Genomic DNA, 17971 nt, shown 5'->3' with positions numbered 1-17971 from the left:
AAGCCGCCCGCTGCTGCGGCATCAGCTGGCGAAGATGCCGTTGACGGTTTCGACGATGTCGTCTTCGTTTTCGAGGTAGGAATTCCAGTCCGGCACCCAGAAGCCCTTGATGGCGTCGGCGCTGTTGACGACGCCGGCCTTGGCGAGATTGTCGGGCAGGACCGCGTTGCTGACCGTCGGACGCAGGTAGAATTCCTTGCCCATATTGCCGATGAAGGTCGGATCGAGGGCGCGGTCGAGAAGAGCGAAGGCGAGCTTCTTCTGCATCGGCTCGGCGTAGCGGCTGATCGTATAGGTCTGCGTCAGGATCGGCTGCTGTTCAGTCCAGTACCAGAAGGCGAAAGGCGCGCCCTTGTCGCGGGCCTGCATCGGCTCGGCATCGTCGAGCACGGCGACTATTACTTCGCCGCGGTCCATCAGTGTCTGCATGTTGCCGGTGAAATCGGAGATCTTGGCGGGCATCAGCGCCTTCATCGCTTCGTAGCCGGCATCAAGATCGTACTGATCCTTGCCGAAGATACCGCAGGCGACGAGGAAGAAGTCCATCTGCAGCGTGTTAGACGTGATGTAGGTGCCGCGCTTGCCGGCGAATTCAGGCTTCCAGAGGTCCTTGAACGACGAGGGCGGCGGCGAAACCAGATCGGTGCGGTAGGCATAACCATACTGGTTGAAGGCCCATGTGACGCCGACGCCGTTGGCGGTGGCGAAGGGCCACAGGTTCTTGGCGTTCGGTACGTTCGGCAGCAGTTCGTCGAGTTTCAGGAAGAAATCGCCGGCCTTTGCCGTCTTGAACATCTCCGGCAGGTTCCAGTTGGTGATGTCGAGCGGCGGCTTCTCGGCGCCGCCGGCGACGAATTTCGGGAACCAGGGCCAGGTCGAGTCATACTCGATCTTGCAGTTGAACTCTTTCTGGAAATCGGTCAGCAGGTATTTGTTGACCAGCTCGCCCCAGGGACCGCCCCATTCGCCGACGCGCAGCACCGCGCCGCCGGCATCGAAGACCTTGCCGTCGAAGGCGACATCCTGCGACCAGGCGTGATTGATGTTGAACAGGGGCAGTGTTGTGGCAGCGACGCCCATCTTCAGGATCGTGCGGCGGGTATGCCCTGTCGTTTTCTCAGTCATGAAGTTCCCCTTTTTGCTCTATCGTTGATGTGACGGCGTGGCGGTATTCACCCCCCGAAGGTGCGTTTCAGGTTGACGAGTCTGGAAGTCAGCACGGTGGAGAGAATAACGAGCACGATGGCGAAGATGCCCGCGGCGGCAGCCGTCGGCTCGAACTGGTAGCGCATCGAGACATACATCGCGATCGGCAGCGTCTGCAGGTTCGGCGTCGAAAGGAACAGCGTGACTTCGAACTGGCCGAACGAAACGATGAAAGCGAAGATCGTGCCCGCCGAGATCGCCGGTCCGATGATCTTCAACGTTACCAGCCGGAAGGCGGTGAAGGGCGAAGCGCCAAGGCTGCGGGCGGCCTCCTCCAGCGAGCGGTCGAAACCGACCAGCGCCGCCGTCACCGTCGCGATGACGAAGGGGCAGGTGACGATCACGTGGCCGATGATCAGCCCCGGCATGGTGCGGGCAAGGCCGATGCCCGTGGTCACGTAGAAGACATAGAGGGCAAGGCCGAGTACCACGCCGGGCAGCACGATCGGCAGCATGAAGAAGCCGCGCAGGATGCTGGAGGTACGGCTCTGCGAGCGTGTCAGATAGATCGCCGCCATCGTGCCGATCACGGTCGAGATCAGCGTCGAGACCAGCGCGATCATGAAGCTAACGCCATAGGCCGAGAGGAATACCGGCGAAGTCAAAAAGGCCTGTATCCAGCGCAGCGACAGGCCCTCCGGCGGAAAGGTCAGGTAGTTGCCCGAGTTCAGGCCGGCAAGAACCACGATGAAGACCGGCACCAGCAGGATCGCCAGCGACAGCAGCGAAATGGCCTTGAAGGCAAAGGGGATGGCGGATTCTTCACGCATCAGGTGCGCCCTCCCGAGGTTCTGACCGCCGCCTGGTGATAGACTGCAACGGCTGCGATGCTCGTCACGAAAAGCACCACGGCAATGGCGGCGCCGAACTGCCAGCGCCCGACCTCGGCAATCTGCTGGTAGATATGGATTGGCAGCACCATCACCTTCCAACCGCCCATCAAAGCGGGCACGACGTAGGAGCTGATCGAAAGCGCAAAGACCAGAAGCGTGCCGGCGAGGATGCCGGGCATGGAGAGCGGCAGCACGATGGTGACGAAGGCGTGCCAGCGCGAGGCGCCAAGGCTGCGCGCCGCCTCCTCCAGCGAAGGATGGATGGCCTTGATGATGCCGATCAGCGATAGCACCATGAAGGGCAAGGTGATCTGCACCAGCCCGACGATGACGCCGAAGACATTGTACATCAGCGGCAGCGGCGTCGTTATTGCCCCGACCCTCAAGAGAAATCCATTGATGAGGCCGTTATCGCCGAGCAGCACCATCAGCCCGTACATGCGGATGACCATGTCGAGCTGCATGGAGGAGAGCACGAGGATCATCAAAAGCGTGGCGCGGCGCGGCTTCACGGTTTTCGCGATGACGTAGGCGAGGGGATAGCCGAAGAACAGCCCGGCGGCGCCTACGATGGCGGAAATCCAGATCGAACGCAGGATCGATTCATAATAGCTCGCCCGCGTGAAGATGCGGACGAAATTGTCGAAGGTGATCTGGCTGTTGAGGGCGATGACGCCGGCGACGGACTTGTTGAAGGCGAGCCCGAACAGCGACGCGGTCGGGATCACGAAGAAGACGAGGAAGACGAGGAACGCGGGAATGACCAGCCACCACAGGCGGAAATCCTGAAGGGCAGCGGTCGATCCTTTCCGCTTTTCCGTTTGTGTCATGGTGTCCGTTTGCGCAATCGCCATCTCTGTCCTCTCAATGGAACGTCCAGCGTTCTCTCATTCGGCCGCAAGCGGCATGGGCAGATGAATATAGTCGTAACCGAGCAGCTGTTTTTCGGGCGGCTGCGGGAAAGTCAGCTTGCTGTGGGCAAGGTTCGAGCGCACCAGCGCTGCGGCAACCGAGATGGCGGCGGGAATGGGGTCGACAACAGGCACGTCGATCCCACGCGCCAGAAGCCCCTCGCGCAAGGCGAAGGCGCAGCCCATCAGGCCGGTGCAGCCGAAGACGAGCGCCTCGGCGCCATCTTCCTCGACCGCGCGGATGCCTTCCTTGATCAGCATCGCCTTCGTCCGGTCGAGGTCCTCCTCGAGTTCAAGAACGGGAATATCGACGCTGCGCACCGAGGCGAGCTTGGTCGAAAGGCCGGCGACTGCCGCGGTATTTTCGAAGGATGCGCGCAGCCGGCGCATGACGGTGAGGACGGAGAACCGGTGGCCGAGCATCGCCGCAAGATGCATGCCCGTCTCGCAGGGGCCGAGCACCGGGATCGTCACGGCTTCCCGCGACGGCCTGAGACCCGGATCGCCCATGCAGTCAATGATGATGGCATGGACACCTTCATTCTGTGCCTTGATCACTTCGGCGATCGTTCCTGGCACCGAGAGGGCAGCCTCGAACTCGCTCTCGATCGATCCCGGTCCAGCCGTGATCTGTGAGTGACTGACCTTGATGCCTGGATATTCTAACGCCCGGAGATCGGCGACTTTGCGAAATCCTTTGGTGACGATCGGTGACACCACGCGAATTTCTACGACGCTATCCTGCACGGCCGGCCTCCTTGATGCGCAATTCGCTCTGGGCAATTCATGGGCTTACGGTGCCGCAGTCCGCCCCGGCTTGGAAGTTCGGAAATGAGTAGGTGCGGAAGTGATTTGGATGGGTCATCGGCCGGTACGGATGGCAGTGAACCTATCCGAATGGATAGGGATACTTAGAAAAAAGTATTTAAAAACAAATACTTGTCGATCTGCCGATTCTGGAGGCATCGCATACCGGCATGAAAATCCGCTGCAGGCAGGGGGTTTGACGAGGCCGAGCAGACGAATAACCCTGCATCAATGACAGCAGGTTCAAGACCGCCTGCTCATCACGGGGAATCGTGCCATGCCTTCGGCCAAAGCCGCGTCCGCATCATCCTTCCAGAACCGCGCCAGAACGGCGTGGCGCCTATTTGCCAATTTCGCTTATGACTATCGCCGTTTCCGTCGCGCCTCCTTCATCGATGGTGCACAATCGCGCGAAAACCGGCGGGCACATATCCATCTCCTGGCGCATATGCTGGAATACGGAATGTCCCTTTCCAATCCGCGCAATGGCTTCGGCATGGACAAGGTGCGGCTGCTGGCGGCAGAGACGCGCGACTATATCGAGCAGCACGGCCGCGACGCCTCGGCCGATACCGGCCTTTCCGTGCTCTCGGCCTATGTCGCCTTCAATGCGGAGCAGGGCGATGTCAGCGAGGCACAGGCACTGCTGGACGATCTGCTCGTCGTCGCCGGCGCCGCGCGCAATATCCGGCCCGGCGGCAGCGAGGCGGTCAGTGCAGCCGAGATCGCCAGGCACGCACGGATGGATTTCGTCTCCTTCATGGAGGCACGCCACAGCGTGCGCCAGTATGACAGCAACAGGACAGTCGCGTTCGAGAAGATCGAAAGAGCCATCCGTGCGGCCCAGCAATCGCCTTCGAGCTGCAACCGACAGACATGCCGCGTCTACGCCTTCACCGAGAAGCCGTCGATCGCCCGCGTTCTCGCCCATCATGACGGCAATCGCGGCTTCGGCGAGCAGCTCGGCGGCGTATTCCTCGTGACAGTCGACCTGTCGCATTGGAATACGGTCGGCGAACGAAACCAGGGATGGGTGGACGGCGGCATGTTCGCCATGACGCTGGCGCTCGGCCTCCACGCGGAGGGGCTAGGCGCCTGCATGCTGAACTGGAGTGCTGCGCGCGAGCAGGATATCAAGATGCGGACCTGCGTCGGCATTCCCGACAACGAAATCATCATCACGCTGATCGGTTTCGGCCACATGCGCGATGAATTCCGCGTGCCGGTATCGACCCGAAAGCCGATCGACATGGTCCTGACACACGAGCCGTCGCTTCGATAAGCCTCAATCGTCGAGCGATCGCAGCGCTGGGCACCCTCGGCAAGATCGCGTTGAGGCCCAACGTCAGGACGAGGAGCCTGATGAAATGGATGCGCTCGCTCAGAGAAGCGGTTAGTCGGCAGCTTTATCATTGCCGAAGCTGCGGAGCCGGCCTAAAACTCTGCAATATCGAATGAGAGTTTATCCATTGGTGCCCGGCAGGCCGAACGCCTGCTGAAAATATCGGCGAAAGGCATGCATGGCCGGATTGAAGTCGGTGTTGGCGCGCCAAGCGAGACCGACATCCATCGGTGGCACCGGATCCGTAATGTTGATCGTCTCGATCCGCCGGCCTTCCAGCGACCAGGGGCGGTGCACCATATCGGACAGGATCGCCACGCCGAGGTTGTTGGCAACCATGGAGCGTACCGCCTCGATCGACGACGTGCGTAGCATCACGCGGGGTTGATAGGGCGTCGTGCTCCAATACTTCAATGATGAATAGGCCGCCTCGTCCACCGTCAGCATGATGTAGGGCTCCTCGGCGATGTCCTGCAGGCCAACGCCCGCGCGCTTCAGCAGCGGATGCTGCGCCGGCACCCAGAGCCTGCGGACGGAACGCAAAAGCGTCTCTGTGGTAAGTGCGTTATTCAGGATATTCGAAGTGAGAAGCACCGAAATGTCGTAGCGGTTGACCAGCAGGCCTTCCTCGATCGACTCGCGGTTCACCTCGTAAAGTTGGATGCGCAGCTTGGGATAGAGCCGGCGCATGCGCTCGATGTGGAGCGGCAGAAAATAGCCGATGACGGTGTAGGTCGCCGCGACAGTCAGATCGCCCTCGATGTCGCTGCTAACATAGTTCAGGTGCGTTGCCTCATCGACCTTGGCGAGGATCTCGTAGGCGTAGGAAAGAAACTGCCGGCCAGCAGCGGTCAGCTCCATGCCTTGCGGCATGCGGGAAAACAGTGCGACGCCGATTGACTTTTCCAGTTCCTTGATTGCGGTCGTCACTGCCGATTGCGAGATCGAGAGTTGTGCAGCGGCATAGGAAATCTGTCCCTGCTCGGCCGTGGCGACGAAATAGCGGAGTTGGCGGAAACTGAGGCTCATTGTCTGTATTTCCCATCGAATTATCTGAATTCAGCGCCAATAAATTCGATCGGCTGCATTTGATTTATGCGCGGACCTCGTGCTTTCGAGGCAAAATAGTACTAACCTACTGGAAATAAACACAAAGTTTTTGCCCTAGATTTGAGCGCAGGTATCTCTTTTCCTGATAATGATGACGCGAAAATTGAATTTTTCAAATCCTGTTTTGTCACGTAGCGTTTTCCTCAGATGACAAAGGCGGAAGACAGTTTGAAAAACATCGTCGACATCAACTGCGATATGGGAGAGGCCTTCGGGCGTTGGCGGATCGGCGACACGCAGGATTCGCTGCTGATCTCTCACATCAGCTCGGCCAATATCGCCACAGGCTTCCATGCCGGCGACCCGAACCTCATCGACGAAACCGTGGCACTGGCCGCCGCCCACGGCGTCGGGGTGGGCGCGCATCCCGGCTATAACGACCTGCAGGGCTTCGGCCGCCGCAAGATTGTCGGCAGCAGCAAGGAGCTGGTCAACGACATCATCTATCAGGTGGGGGCGCTGCGCGAGTTCGCCCGCCGTCACAGCGTGCCGGTGCAGCATGTCAAGCCGCATGGCGCGCTTTACATGGAAATGGCGGTCAATCCAGATTTGGCGCAGATCTTCGTCCAGTATCTGCGCACCGTCTCGCCCAACGCGTTTGTCTTCTGCATGGGTGGCTCGGCGACGCACAGGGCGGCGCTCGGTGCCGGACAGCCTGTTGTGCGCGAGTTCTATGCTGACCGCGACTACGACGACAGCGGTTCGATCGTCTTTACCCGCGATGCCGGCCGCCCGGACCCGATGGTGCTGGCGCAGAAAGTGCTGCGCGCCTGCCAGGAAGGCAAGGTCCGCACGGTCACGGGCAACGATATCGACATCGACTTTGAATCCATCTGCTTTCATTCCGATACGCTGGGCGCGCTCGATATCGTTCTCAGCATGCGCGAGCTGCTGATCGGTGCAGGAATTAGAATCGCGCCGGTGTCTCAGATCCTTGGCCAATAGATTTTGCGGAGACGACCAATGAGCAAGATTGAAATCCGTTCGCCCCTGCCGGGTACCTTCTACCGTGCATCGGCGCCCGATGCTCCGCCCTTCAAGGCGGACGGTGAAGACGTCACCGAGGCCGAGACGATCGGCGTGATCGAGGTGATGAAGACATTCCAGGAAGTTCCGGCCGGTGTTACCGGCAGGACGATCACCTTCCTCGTCGACAATGAGGAACCCGTCATGGCAGGGCAGGTGATTGCGGAGGTCGAGGCATGACGATCGGCTCGGTGCTCGTCGCCAATCGCGGGGAGATTGCCGTTCGCGTCATCAAGGCGGCGAAGGCGCTCGGCATCCGGACCGTGCAGGTGTATAGCGCAGCAGACGCAGATATGCTGGCGGTGCGGCTTGCCGACGAGGCGGTGAACATCGGCCCCCCGGCGCCGACGAAATCCTATCTCGATATTGCGGCAGTGATCGCCGCCGCCAAGGCGGCCGGTGTCGATGCCGTGCATCCTGGCTACGGCTTTCTGTCCGAAAACGGCGATTTCGCCGATGCGGTGCGCGACGCCGGCATGATCTTTGTCGGCCCCTCCGGCGATGCGATCCGCACGCTCGGCGACAAGGTGGCGGCGCGGCAGGTGGCAAAACGCGCAGGTGTACCGACGGTACCCGGCAGCGATGGGCGCGTCGCCGGGATCGACGACGCGCGATTGCTCGCAGGCGAGATCGGTTTTCCCGTGATGATCAAGGCCGCGGCCGGCGGCGGCGGACGTGGTATCCGGATCGTCGACAGCATCGCGGAGCTGGAACAGCAGTTTCCGCTGGCCTCGGCCGAAGCACTGGCCGCCTTTGGAGACGGCGGACTTTATATGGAAAAGGTCATCGGCCGCGCCCGGCACGTCGAGGTGCAGATCTTTGGCGACGGACAGAATTTCGTGCATTTCTTCGAACGCGAATGCTCGCTGCAGCGGCGGCGCCAGAAGGTATGGGAAGAGGCGCCCGCCTTTCTGCTGCCTGCCGACATGCGCGAACGGCTTTGCATGAGCGCCGTAGCGCTTGCGCGCGAGGTCGGCTATTGCGGCGCCGGCACGGTCGAATATCTCTACGACGACGAAACTGCCAACTTCTACTTCATCGAAGTCAACACCCGCATCCAAGTCGAACATCCCGTGACCGAGATGATCACCGGCTTCGATCTGGTGCAGGAGATGTTCAAGGTCGCGGGCGGCGCGGTCCTTTCGGTCGCACAGCGAGACATCGCGGCCAGCGGCCATGCGATCGAGTGCCGCATCAATGCCGAGGATCCGTTCAAAGCCTTCCAGCCGTCGCCGGGCATGATCACGTCGCTGTCCATTCCGGAAGGCGAGGGCATCCGGTTCGATACGATGCTCTACGAGGGCTACACGATCCCGCCTTTCTACGATTCCCTGCTCGGCAAGCTGATCGTGCACGCAGAGACACGCGAGGCCTGCCTTGAAAAGCTCGCCGCAGCGCTCGCGGCACTCACCATCGAAGGCGTGCCGACGACAGTGCCGCTGCATCTGGCGCTCGCCCGCGACGCAAGCGTCGCCACCGGCGCCTTTCATACCCGCTTTCTCGAACAATGGCTGGAGCACGATGTCCCCGCTTCGGCCGACCGGACCCAGGAGGTCGCCTGATGCCTGCGCGATATACGTTCGGAGGTGACGAACACCTCTTCGTCGAATGCAGCAACGAGATGTCACTCGAGGCCTTCTTCAAGAGCCTGTCCATGGCGACGGCGGTCCGCGAAAGCCGGATCAAGGGCGTCACCGAGATCTGCCCGGCCAATGCCTCCTTCCAGGTGAAGTTCAATCCCGATCTCATCAAGCCGGACGACATCCTGCGGGAGGTGCAGGCGATCGAGGGCGTGGCGGAAAAATCCGAGCCGGTCCTGAAGACCCGCATCATCGAGATCCCGGTCTTTTACAATGATCCATGGACGCACGAGACGCTGATGCGCTTTCGCGAGCGGCATCAGGAACCTGGTGGAACCGATCTCGATTATGCTGCGCGGATCAATGGCTATGGCGCTGTCGAGGATTTCGTTGCCGCGCATGCGGGTTCGCCCTGGTTCGTGTCGATGGTTGGCTTCGTGGCCGGGCTACCCTTCATGTACCAGATGGTCGAGCGGCAGCGGCAGATCGAAGTGCCGAAATATCTGAGGCCCCGCACCGATACGCCCAAACTGACGGTCGGCCATGGCGGTTGCTTTGGCTGCATCTATTCGGTGCGCGGCGCCGGCGGCTACCAGATGTTCGGCGTCACGCCGATGCCGATCTTCGACCCGACGCAGCAAACGAGTTACCTGCGCGATTTCATGGTGTTCTTCCGTCCAGGTGACATCGTCAAGTTCAAGCCGGTCGATCGCGACGGTTACGACACGGCAGTCGAAGAGGTCGACAAGGGGCTTTTCAGCCCGCCGATCCGCGAGGTCCGGTTCGATCTTCGCGAATTCAGCAAGGATATCCACGGTTACAACGCCGCGCTGGAGGGCGTTCTCCATGGCCATTAAGGTGCTGCACCCGGGACTGTCGACCAGCGTCCAGGATCTCGGCCGTCCGGGCTATTTCCACCTCGGCATCCCGATCGGCGGCGCCATGGACCGGTACGCCATGCGCGCCGCCAATCTGCTCGTCGGCAACGACGAAGGGGCGGCGGGTCTCGAGGCGGTCTTCATGGGACCGAAGCTCGAATTCACCGAGGATGCTCTGGTGTCTGTCACCGGTGCCGACATGCCGGCCAAGGTCGACGGAGTGGCGCAGCCCGGCTGGACGGCTTTCAGGATCAAGGCCGGCCAGGTGCTGAGCTTCGACTTCCTGAAATCCGGCGCGCGCATTCTGATCGCGGTCTCGGGCGGCATCGATGTGCCGGAAGCACTGGGCAGTCGCTCCACCTATCCGATCGGTGCGCTTGGCGGCTTCAAGGGCAGGGCACTGGCGGCCGGTGACGAACTGCCGGTCGGAAAGGCCGACCTTGCCGAAGAAGGAAAAACCGTCGCCGAAGAGCTGCGGCGCAGACCTGAAACGCCGGTAGAGCTGCGCGTGTTGCCGGGGCTCTACTGGGACCGGCTGACGGATGCCGCCAAGGCGAGCTTCTTCGCCGACGAGTGGAAGGTGGCGCCCGAGGCCGACCGCATGGGCTACCGCTTCCGCGGCGGTCGCAGGCTCGAATTTCTGGACCGCAAGCAGCCCTTCGGCGCCGGTTCGGATCCGTCGAACATCGTCGACAGCTGCTATCCCTACGGCTCGATTCAGGTACCGGGCGGGACGGAGCCGATCATCCTCCATCGCGACGCGGTCTCCGGCGGCGGCTATTTCATGGTCGGCACGGTGATCTCGGCGGACATGGACCTCATCGGCCAGTTGCAGCCGCATACGCCGGCGCGCTTCGTCGAGGTGACGATGGACGAAGCGCTGAAGGCGAGGGCCGATCGGGCAGCACTGCTCGACCGCCTCCGCCAAAGCCTGTCGTGAGGTGACGACGATGGCTGGCCGATCACTCGACGTGCGTCAGGTAATCGGCGGTCACGCTCGGGCCGGGGATGATGGCAACGATCTTCATCTGGGCGATCATGCGCTTCATCGAGGCATCGAGATGGGTCTCCAGCATGGCGGCGGCCGCATCGATGGCGCCGCGCATCAAAAGCTCGACGATCAGCCGCATCTCGGTAATCGCGGTCGGATCATCGGGCAGGCCGAGATGACGCAGCAGCCGTTCGGCGGCGTTGACCGGCAACAGATTGTTGCGGATCAGTTCCCGCGTCTTTTCGTTTGCCGTCGTCAGCACGCAGATATCGATCATCTGCTCCTGAAGTTCCTCGAGTTTTTCGAGGTGGTCGACCGGCTGCGAAGCTTCGAGGCCGGCCAGGCGGGCAAAGAGCTCGGTCAGGCGCTCGCGGTCGACGGCGGCAGCGCCGGCCTTGAGCGCCGCGGGCTCCAGCATGCGTCGAAGCGTGAAGTGATCTTTGATCGTCTGGGCGGTCAACGGGCCGGCGATCCAGTGGGAACTCTGATTCTTCCGGACGAGGCCGCGTTCCTGCAACCGGCTGAGGACGTCGCGCACCACCGTGCGGCTGACCTTGAAATGATTGGCGAGTTCGATCTCGATGATGCGGTACTGGCCAAAGACGACGCAGCCAGCCACGTCGCGCTCGACGGTGTTGTAGATGCGCGCCCAGGACGACCGGCTTTGCAACGCCTCGTCGGCATGCTGGGCTATGACAAGGCCGAAGGACTTGATGTCCGTGCGGTTTGGCGTGAGACCCTTATCCTGAGGGCCGACCAGGAAGCCACGTCCCTGGAAGCGGTGGACGAGGCCATCGGCCTCCAGACGAAGCAGGGCGCGCTGCACCGGCGCGCGCGAGGTTTGGAGAATATCGGCGATCGGCCCCTCGAGCAGCACCAGACCCAGCGGCAACTGTCCGCCGACAATATTGTCGCGCAGGATATGCTCGGCAATCTCGTACCGACGCTGGGCCGCCTGTGCTGGGAGATTGCGTATCATCGGGCGGGGCATCCTCCATCCAATCGCGGATGGCAACAAAGTCGGAATTCTCTTTAGTGTATTTCGCCGTTCCGGACTATGTCAAAATAAATGTCTTTTGCATACCAAGATTGCATTTATTTTCATAGCATCGCGTGAGGCGGGATTTCATATTCGTCTAGGCCATTTTGCACCGCAGATGGTCAGACGGTGCGGATAGTTGCGCGTCAAGCGCGCAAATGATGCCGAAATGCGCGATTTTTGCCGAAGTTCCGGCGCATCACCGCCAGGAATGCCTGGATCGTGTTTTTCAGAATTCCTGCACCAAGACCGCGGTTTTGTGACTTTTTATTGCTCTGCACAAAATGTCGACTGTTCCACGGAAAAGCCTATTGAATACAAAGATCATTTATGTCATCAATTCTGCATAGGGATGCCGCTAGAAGCATTCCGAGGGTGAACGACAAAAAACATCAGAATGCCGATCGACCTACCGCCGTGTGTCTCGACGCCCACGAACGGTTTCGGCTGCCGTTTCGCAAGGCGCGCGGCGGCATAGGAGCGATCCGCGGCTGACGCAAAATGGAGAGGCTCGTGTCTTCGGTTCTCAAGCTCGCAGGTGTCACCAAGGCTTATGGTGCGCTGAACGCGCTCGACGGCATCGACCTGTCGCTGTCGAACGACAGCTACGTTTCGCTTCTGGGGCCGAGCGGATCGGGAAAGACGACGCTGCTGCGCGTCATCGCCGGTTTCGAGCAGCCGGACCTCGGCACGGTGATCTTCAAGGGCCAGCGTATCGAGACGGTGCCGCCGCACCGGCGCGACATCGGTTTCGTCTTCCAGAATTTTGCCCTTTTCCCGCATCTGTCGGTCTCCAGGAACATCGCTTTCGGGCTGGAGAACCGTGTCGAGAACTCCGTGACCGATCCTGATATCGTGCAGGCCAGGGTCAAGGACATGATCGCGCTCGTCGGCCTATCGGGCCTCGAGGATCGCGGTGTCGGGCAGATCTCCGGCGGTCAGCGACAGCGCGTGGCATTGGCGCGCACCCTGGTGACGGAACCGTCGCTGGTGCTGCTCGACGAGCCGCTTGGCGCGCTCGATGCCAATCTTCGCGCCCGCATGCGCAGCGAGCTCAGGCTGATCCGCGAGCGCTGCGGCGTCACCTTCCTGCACGTCACCGGCAGCGAGAGCGAGGCGCTTGCCATGGGCGACATGGTGCTGGTGCTCGACAGCGGCCGGATCGCGCAGGCGGCGGACGCCGACACGATCTACAACCGGCCAAAATCGCTGTCGGTCGCGGGCTTCCTCAACTGCTACAATCTTTTCGAAGGCCGCCTCGCCGGGGAGAGCTTCCTCGGCGCCCATGGCGCTTTCCCGCTCGGCGACCAAATGCGGTTCCACGACGAGCGCACCGGTTACGCGATCCGCTACGACCGTGTTGCGATCCGCGCGGCCGAAGCGCCCGTCGCCGACGACGAGGTGAAGCTCGAGGCGACCTTCGTCGCCGACGAATATTCGGGCGCCGCGATCAACTCCTTCTTCTCACTCGATGACGGCCGCGTCTTCGAAGTGGAATCTCATTTGAGCCAGAGCCTGCCGCCCGCCTGCACGCCGCAGTCGCGCTATGCGCTCGTCTGGAAGCGCCGGGACGCCCTGGTTTACGCCTGACACCCTTACCGCGCTACGCGGGACCGGAGACTGATTGATGTCGATAAGTGCCACAACAGCCGAGACCGAAACCGCCGTGGAACCGGTCAAGAAGGCATCCGGCAAGACGCTCTGGCTGTTGGCGCCGGGCGTCATCTGGATGCTGCTTTTTCTGGTAACACCCATCCTGATGATGATCTACGTGTCCTTCTGGACGCAGACGACATTCAAGATCACGCCTGATCTCACCATCAAGAGCTGGGTGACCTTCTTCACCACAGACACCTATCTCAGCGCTCTTTGGACGACGATCAGGATCTGGTTGATCGTGCTTGTCTCGACGCTGGTCGTCGGCTATCCGGCGGCCCTCTATGTCGGCCTCTTCGTCAAGAACAAGACGATCCAGACAGCGCTTCTCGTCCTCTGCGTCATCCCTTTCTGGACCTCTTTCCTGATCCGCGTGCTCGCCTGGCGGCCGATGTTGGGCAAGGAGGGAGCGATCAATCTCATCCTGCAGGGTCTCGGCATCATCAATCAGCCGATCGAGGTGCTGCTGTTCTCCGAACTCTCGGTCATCATCGGCATGACGCAGATCTATTGCGTCTTCATGGTCGGGCCGATCGCCTTCATGATGGGCCGCATCGACCAGAGCGTCATCGAAGCAGCGCAGGATCTCGGCGCCGGCTTCTGGCGCATCTTCCGCACTATCATCCTGCCGCTCACCATGCCGGGCGTGGTGGTCGGCGCGATCTTCGTCTCTGTGATGGTGCTCGGCGAGTTCGCGACGGCCGCCGCGCTCTCCGGCCGCAAGGTGAACCTTCTCGGCAATATCATCGTCACCCAGGTCGGATCGCTGAAATGGGCTTTCGCCGCTGTCGTCGGCGTCGTGCTTACCGTGCTCATGGGCATTGTCGTCGCAGCACTCTTGCGCGTCGTCGACCTCAGGAAGGAGCTCTGACATGCAGGCTAGCGGCATCAAGCTCTCACTCGGCGTCTACACGGCGCTCTTCCTGATCTTCCTCTACGCGCCGATGGTGGTGCTGGCCATTCTGTCCTTCCAGACAGGGCCGGAAGGCGGCCCGCAGTTCCCGATCATCGAATGGTCGACTTACTGGTACAAGCATCTCTTCGGCCTGACGCCGCCGTCGCGCATCGCGCCGCTGCCGATCAACGAAGCCCTGGTCCGTTCGCTAGTCCTCTCGGTGATGACGATGATCGTTTCCACCGTGCTCGGCGTCACTTCGGCGCAGGCCTTCCGTCGCCGGTTCCCTGGCTCGGGCGTCGTCTTCTACCTGATCGTTCTCGGCATGATGGTCCCCGGCGTTCTGGTCGGCCTCGGCATGGCGCTGGTTGCCAATGCACTCGGCATCGACCGGCATTGGTGGGGTACGGCATTCGTGCTGCACGTTGTCTACACCTACCCATTCGCCTTTCTCGTCATGCTGGCGATCCTCAACCGCTTCGACCAGAGTGTCGAAGAGGCGTCGTGGTCGCTCGGCGTGTCGCCGGCGCGCACCTTCCGCAAGGTGACGTTCCCGCTGATCTTTCCGGGCGTGCTTTCGGCCATGCTCTTTGCCTTCACACTGTCCTATGACGAATTCTCGCGCACGCTGTTTGCATCCGGCCGTGATCTGACTCTGCCCCTTGCCATTTACGGGACCTTCTCGGTGGAAGTGCATCCGAACGTCTTCGCCTTCGGGGTGCTGACGACGATCTTCTCCTTCGCGCTGCTCGGCGTCTACGCCATCCTGATGATGCTTTCCATCAGGCGCGCCAAGCGCGTCGCGATTCAGGAGGAGGCGTAATGCCGATGCCTTCAGCCATCGTCACGGGGGCCGGTTCCGGCATCGGTCGGGCAATCGCCATCCGCCTGTCGCAGGACGGCTATGCCATCCTCGTCAACGATCTCCACCTCGACCGGGCGCAGACGGTTGCCGACGAGATTGCAGCGGCTGGCGGCAAGGCCGTTGCGATTGCCGGCGACGTTTCTTCCGAAACGGATACGGCCAACGTCTACGAGGTCGCAGTTTCGGCCTTCGGCCACCCGCAGTTGCTCGTCAACTGTGCCGGCATCGTCCATCAGGCGCTGTTTGAAAACCTCGAGGTTGCCGATTTCGACGGGATGTTCGCAATCCATGTGCGCGGTACCTTTCTCATGACCAAGCTCGCTCTGCCATCGATGCTTGCTGCCGGAGATGGTGTCATCATCAACGTCGCCTCGCAGCTCGGCCAGATCGGCGGCATCGAACTCGTCCATTATGCCGGAGCCAAGGCGGCGATCATCGGCATGACGAAATCGCTCGCCCGCGAGGTCTCGAACCGCGGCGTGCGCGTCAATGCCGTCGCTCCGGGGCCGATCAACACGCCGCTGGTGCGCGAACTCTCGCAGGAGTGGCGCGTCCGCAAGGCCGCCGAACTGCCGCTCGGCCGCTTCGGCGAGCCGGAAGAGGTTGCCGCCACCGTTTCGTTTCTCGCATCGTCCGCCGCCAGCCTGTTCGTCGGCCAAACGCTTGGCCCGAACTCCGGCGACGTCATGCTCTAGTCAGGAAACCAGAATGACCACGATTTCTTCGACACCCCGCATCGTGCTGATTACCGGCGCCGGCATCGGCATCGGCAAGGCGACCGCCAAGGCGTTCGCCGCGCTCGGCGACCATGTGATCGTCACGGATGTCCTAGAGGCCGAGGGGCGTGCTGCCGTGGCGGAGATCGAGGATGCGGGCGGCTCGGCCGAATTCATCGCACTTGACGTCCGCTCGACGTCCGCCGTCGACGCTGTGGTCGCCGACGTGGAGAAACGTCACGGCCGCCTCGACGTCATCATCGCCAATGCCGGCATCGCCCATAAGGCACCGCTCGACGTGCTCGACGACGACAAGTGGGAGCTGACCTTCGACATCGATCTCAAGGGCATCTTCCGCGTGGTCCGTGCCGCCGTACCGGGCATGAAGGCACGCAAATCAGGCGCGGTGGTGGCGCTTTCCTCGATCATGGGTGTCGCCTACGGCTGGGACGAGCATGTGCATTATTCCGCCGCCAAGGCAGGCGTTGTCGGCCTCGTGCGCGGCCTGGCGGTCGAACTTGCCCGCGACGGCATCCGCGTCAACGGCATGGCGCCCGGCTACATCCGCACGGCGCAGCTTCTGTCGGAAGAAAACTCGCTCGGACCGAAGGGCGCCGAAGCGGCAAGCGCCTTCATCCCGATGGGGCGGCTCGGCGAGCCGGAGGACATTGCAGACGTGATCGTCTTCCTGGCGTCGAACAACGCAAGATACATGACCGGCCAGACGCTGGTCGTGGATGGGGGGCTCCTCGTGGGCCGATACTGACGGCGGGCGCGTCAGGACCGATTCCGTCCTGACGCCGAGGCCGGACGAGAACGATGGGTGGTCATGGAGGCCATCCCGGGGACAAAAAACCGGAGAACGACAATGACAATTTCGATGGACATGAATCGACGTTCGCTGCTGAAGCGATCCGCGGGCGCGATGGCGCTTGCCATCGGTGGCGGCACGCACTTCCTCTCGTCGCGGGCAGCCTATGCGCAGGCCACCGGCCTTGCCGGCGAGCAACTGCGCACGATCGGCCTTTCGGTCACCGTGCAGGAACGCATCCTGGCCGACTTCAAGGCGGCAAGCGGCGTCGGCACGACATCAGGCACGGCGGCGACCTTCCCGGATGCGCAGACCCGCATCCTCTCCGGTTCGAAGGACTATGACGTCTGGGAAACGATCGGCGAGCGTCTTCCTTCCGTCGTCATGACCGACAATGCCGACCCGATCGAGACTTCGGGCCTGAAGAGCTGGTCGAATATCCGCGAAATCTTCACCAAACCCGATCCGAGGTTCGACGCCAAGGCGCAGATCGTCGGTCAGATCTGGACGGACGAGACACAGACGGCGCTCTGGATGGTGCCCTCGGTCTTCAACTTCGACTCGGTCGGTTATAATCCGGAGGTACTCTCCGACGAGGAAGCCAACAGCTGGACGGCGATCTTCGACAGCAAGTACAAGGGCAAGTCCGGCCTCAACACCGACCCGCTGACGGCCTTCGGCCAGGCGGTCATGGCGATGAACACGCTTGGCCTCTCCAATGTCAAGAACCCCGGCAATCCGACCGCCGCGGAAATCGACGAAGCCGCGAAGTTCCTGATCTCGAAAAAGAAGGAAGGCCAGTTCCGTGCGCTCTGGGGCGATTTCGGCGAACTCGTCAACTTCCTGGCATCCGGCGAAATCGTCGTCTGCGACGCTTGGCAGCCGGCGGTTATGGCCGTCAAGGCGCAAGGAAAGCCCTGCAAATACGCTATCCCGAGGGAAGGCTATCGCGCCTGGTCGATCGGCAACACCATGCTGAAGGGCACGCCGAACAAGGAAGCCGTCGTCGCCTATGCTGACTATTGGCTGTCGGGGGAGCCGGGCATCACGGTCTCCGAGCAGGGCTATTATTCGCCGACCACCAACATCAAGGAGAAGATGGCGCCGGAGAAATATGCCTTCTGGTACGAAGGCAAGCCGTGGGTCGGTGCGGCTGAGCGCGGCATCAAGGAGGGCGATCTGCGCGACGGCGGTTCGCTCGAGACCCGCGCGGCAAACGTCGCTTACTGGCACCAGTGGCCGGACGAATACGATCACCTCATCCAGAAGTGGGACGAATTCCTCAGCGCCTGATGCGTTACTCCC

At 61.6% G+C, this 17971-nt stretch carries 18 protein-coding genes; 12 read left to right on the top strand and 6 right to left on the bottom strand.

Annotated elements, in window-relative coordinates; all coding sequences use genetic code 11:
• Positions 1 to 21 precede the first annotated feature (21 nt).
• Genes V8P77_RS11775 through V8P77_RS11760 form a run of 4 tightly spaced genes read right to left on the bottom strand, consistent with a single transcriptional unit; the run spans position 22 to position 3697 of the window.
• A complete protein-coding gene (locus V8P77_RS11775; RefSeq protein ID WP_033183206.1) occupies positions 22 to 1125 on the bottom strand; it encodes an ABC transporter substrate-binding protein in 1104 nt (367 codons plus the stop codon).
• 47 nt (positions 1126 to 1172) lie between these two features.
• Positions 1173 to 1976 carry an ABC transporter permease gene (locus V8P77_RS11770; RefSeq protein WP_335912828.1) on the bottom strand — a complete coding sequence of 268 codons (804 nt, stop codon included), beginning with the start codon at positions 1974 to 1976 and terminating at the stop codon, positions 1173 to 1175.
• Positions 1976 to 2893, bottom strand: coding sequence for an ABC transporter permease (locus V8P77_RS11765; RefSeq protein ID WP_335912826.1), 918 nt, complete (start codon positions 2891 to 2893; stop codon positions 1976 to 1978). The genes V8P77_RS11770 and V8P77_RS11765 overlap by 1 nt, the downstream gene beginning before the upstream one ends.
• A 33-nt stretch (positions 2894 to 2926) precedes the next feature.
• Complete coding sequence (locus V8P77_RS11760) at positions 2927 to 3697, bottom strand: aspartate/glutamate racemase family protein (protein ID WP_335912823.1); 771 nt, start codon at positions 3695 to 3697, stop codon at positions 2927 to 2929.
• Positions 3698 to 4034: 337 nt separating this feature from the next.
• Here V8P77_RS11760 and V8P77_RS11755 point away from each other — a divergent pair, with 337 nt between their 5' ends.
• Positions 4035 to 5039: a nitroreductase family protein gene (locus V8P77_RS11755; RefSeq protein WP_335912821.1), complete on the top strand. Its 1005-nt coding sequence runs from the start codon at positions 4035 to 4037 to the stop codon at positions 5037 to 5039.
• 180 nt (positions 5040 to 5219) lie between these two features.
• Here V8P77_RS11755 and V8P77_RS11750 read toward each other — a convergent pair whose 3' ends face one another.
• Complete coding sequence (locus V8P77_RS11750; protein ID WP_335912819.1) at positions 5220 to 6128, bottom strand: LysR family transcriptional regulator; 909 nt, start codon at positions 6126 to 6128, stop codon at positions 5220 to 5222.
• A 249-nt stretch (positions 6129 to 6377) separates the two neighbouring features.
• Between V8P77_RS11750 and V8P77_RS11745 the strand changes: the two genes are divergently transcribed.
• From V8P77_RS11745 to V8P77_RS11725, 5 genes are read left to right on the top strand one after another with little or no spacing between them, the layout of a single operon-like run.
• Positions 6378 to 7154: a 5-oxoprolinase subunit PxpA gene (locus V8P77_RS11745; RefSeq protein ID WP_335912817.1), complete on the top strand. Its 777-nt coding sequence runs from the start codon at positions 6378 to 6380 to the stop codon at positions 7152 to 7154.
• Positions 7155 to 7172: 18 nt separating this feature from the next.
• Positions 7173 to 7415 (top strand): acetyl-CoA carboxylase, encoded by a 243-nt coding sequence (locus V8P77_RS11740; protein WP_222358004.1) that lies wholly within the window; start codon positions 7173 to 7175, stop codon positions 7413 to 7415.
• Positions 7412 to 8797 (top strand): acetyl-CoA carboxylase biotin carboxylase subunit, encoded by a 1386-nt coding sequence (locus tag V8P77_RS11735; RefSeq protein ID WP_335912813.1) that lies wholly within the window; start codon positions 7412 to 7414, stop codon positions 8795 to 8797. The genes V8P77_RS11740 and V8P77_RS11735 overlap by 4 nt, the downstream gene beginning before the upstream one ends.
• Positions 8797 to 9672 carry a 5-oxoprolinase subunit B family protein gene (locus tag V8P77_RS11730; protein ID WP_335912811.1) on the top strand — a complete coding sequence of 292 codons (876 nt, stop codon included), beginning with the start codon at positions 8797 to 8799 and terminating at the stop codon, positions 9670 to 9672. Before V8P77_RS11735 ends, V8P77_RS11730 begins: the two co-directional genes overlap by 1 nt.
• The gene (locus V8P77_RS11725) at positions 9662 to 10633 is read left to right on the top strand and encodes a 5-oxoprolinase subunit C family protein (protein ID WP_335912810.1); all 972 of its coding nucleotides are present in this window, start codon (positions 9662 to 9664) and stop codon (positions 10631 to 10633) included. The genes V8P77_RS11730 and V8P77_RS11725 overlap by 11 nt, the downstream gene beginning before the upstream one ends.
• Positions 10634 to 10655: 22 nt before the next feature.
• Here V8P77_RS11725 and V8P77_RS11720 read toward each other — a convergent pair whose 3' ends face one another.
• Positions 10656 to 11675 (bottom strand): GntR family transcriptional regulator, encoded by a 1020-nt coding sequence (locus V8P77_RS11720; RefSeq protein WP_335912808.1) that lies wholly within the window; start codon positions 11673 to 11675, stop codon positions 10656 to 10658.
• 549 nt (positions 11676 to 12224) lie between these two features.
• Between V8P77_RS11720 and V8P77_RS11715 the strand changes: the two genes are divergently transcribed.
• The 6 genes from V8P77_RS11715 to V8P77_RS11690 all read left to right on the top strand — a co-directional run bounded on the left by V8P77_RS11715 (position 12225) and on the right by V8P77_RS11690 (position 17959).
• Positions 12225 to 13313, top strand: coding sequence for an ABC transporter ATP-binding protein (locus V8P77_RS11715; protein ID WP_335912806.1), 1089 nt, complete (start codon positions 12225 to 12227; stop codon positions 13311 to 13313).
• A 37-nt stretch (positions 13314 to 13350) separates the two neighbouring features.
• Positions 13351 to 14250, top strand: a complete 900-nt coding sequence (locus V8P77_RS11710) for an ABC transporter permease (RefSeq protein WP_335912805.1) — start codon at positions 13351 to 13353, stop codon at positions 14248 to 14250.
• Position 14251: 1 nt separating this feature from the next.
• Complete coding sequence (locus V8P77_RS11705; RefSeq protein ID WP_335912804.1) at positions 14252 to 15097, top strand: ABC transporter permease; 846 nt, start codon at positions 14252 to 14254, stop codon at positions 15095 to 15097.
• Positions 15097 to 15834, top strand: coding sequence for an SDR family NAD(P)-dependent oxidoreductase (locus V8P77_RS11700; RefSeq protein ID WP_335912802.1), 738 nt, complete (start codon positions 15097 to 15099; stop codon positions 15832 to 15834). The genes V8P77_RS11705 and V8P77_RS11700 overlap by 1 nt, the downstream gene beginning before the upstream one ends.
• 13 nt (positions 15835 to 15847) lie before the next feature.
• Complete coding sequence (locus V8P77_RS11695) at positions 15848 to 16621, top strand: SDR family NAD(P)-dependent oxidoreductase (protein ID WP_335912800.1); 774 nt, start codon at positions 15848 to 15850, stop codon at positions 16619 to 16621.
• 102 nt (positions 16622 to 16723) lie between these two features.
• A complete protein-coding gene (locus V8P77_RS11690) occupies positions 16724 to 17959 on the top strand; it encodes an ABC transporter substrate-binding protein (protein WP_335912798.1) in 1236 nt (411 codons plus the stop codon).
• Positions 17960 to 17971 lie beyond the last annotated feature (12 nt).

The organism is Rhizobium aouanii (assembly GCF_037002925.1).
GTDB classification, from domain to species: Bacteria; Pseudomonadota; Alphaproteobacteria; order Rhizobiales; family Rhizobiaceae; genus Rhizobium; species Rhizobium aouanii.
The sequence above is the reverse complement of the archived record's forward strand: the minus strand, read 5'-3'. Positions and strand labels throughout refer to the sequence as shown.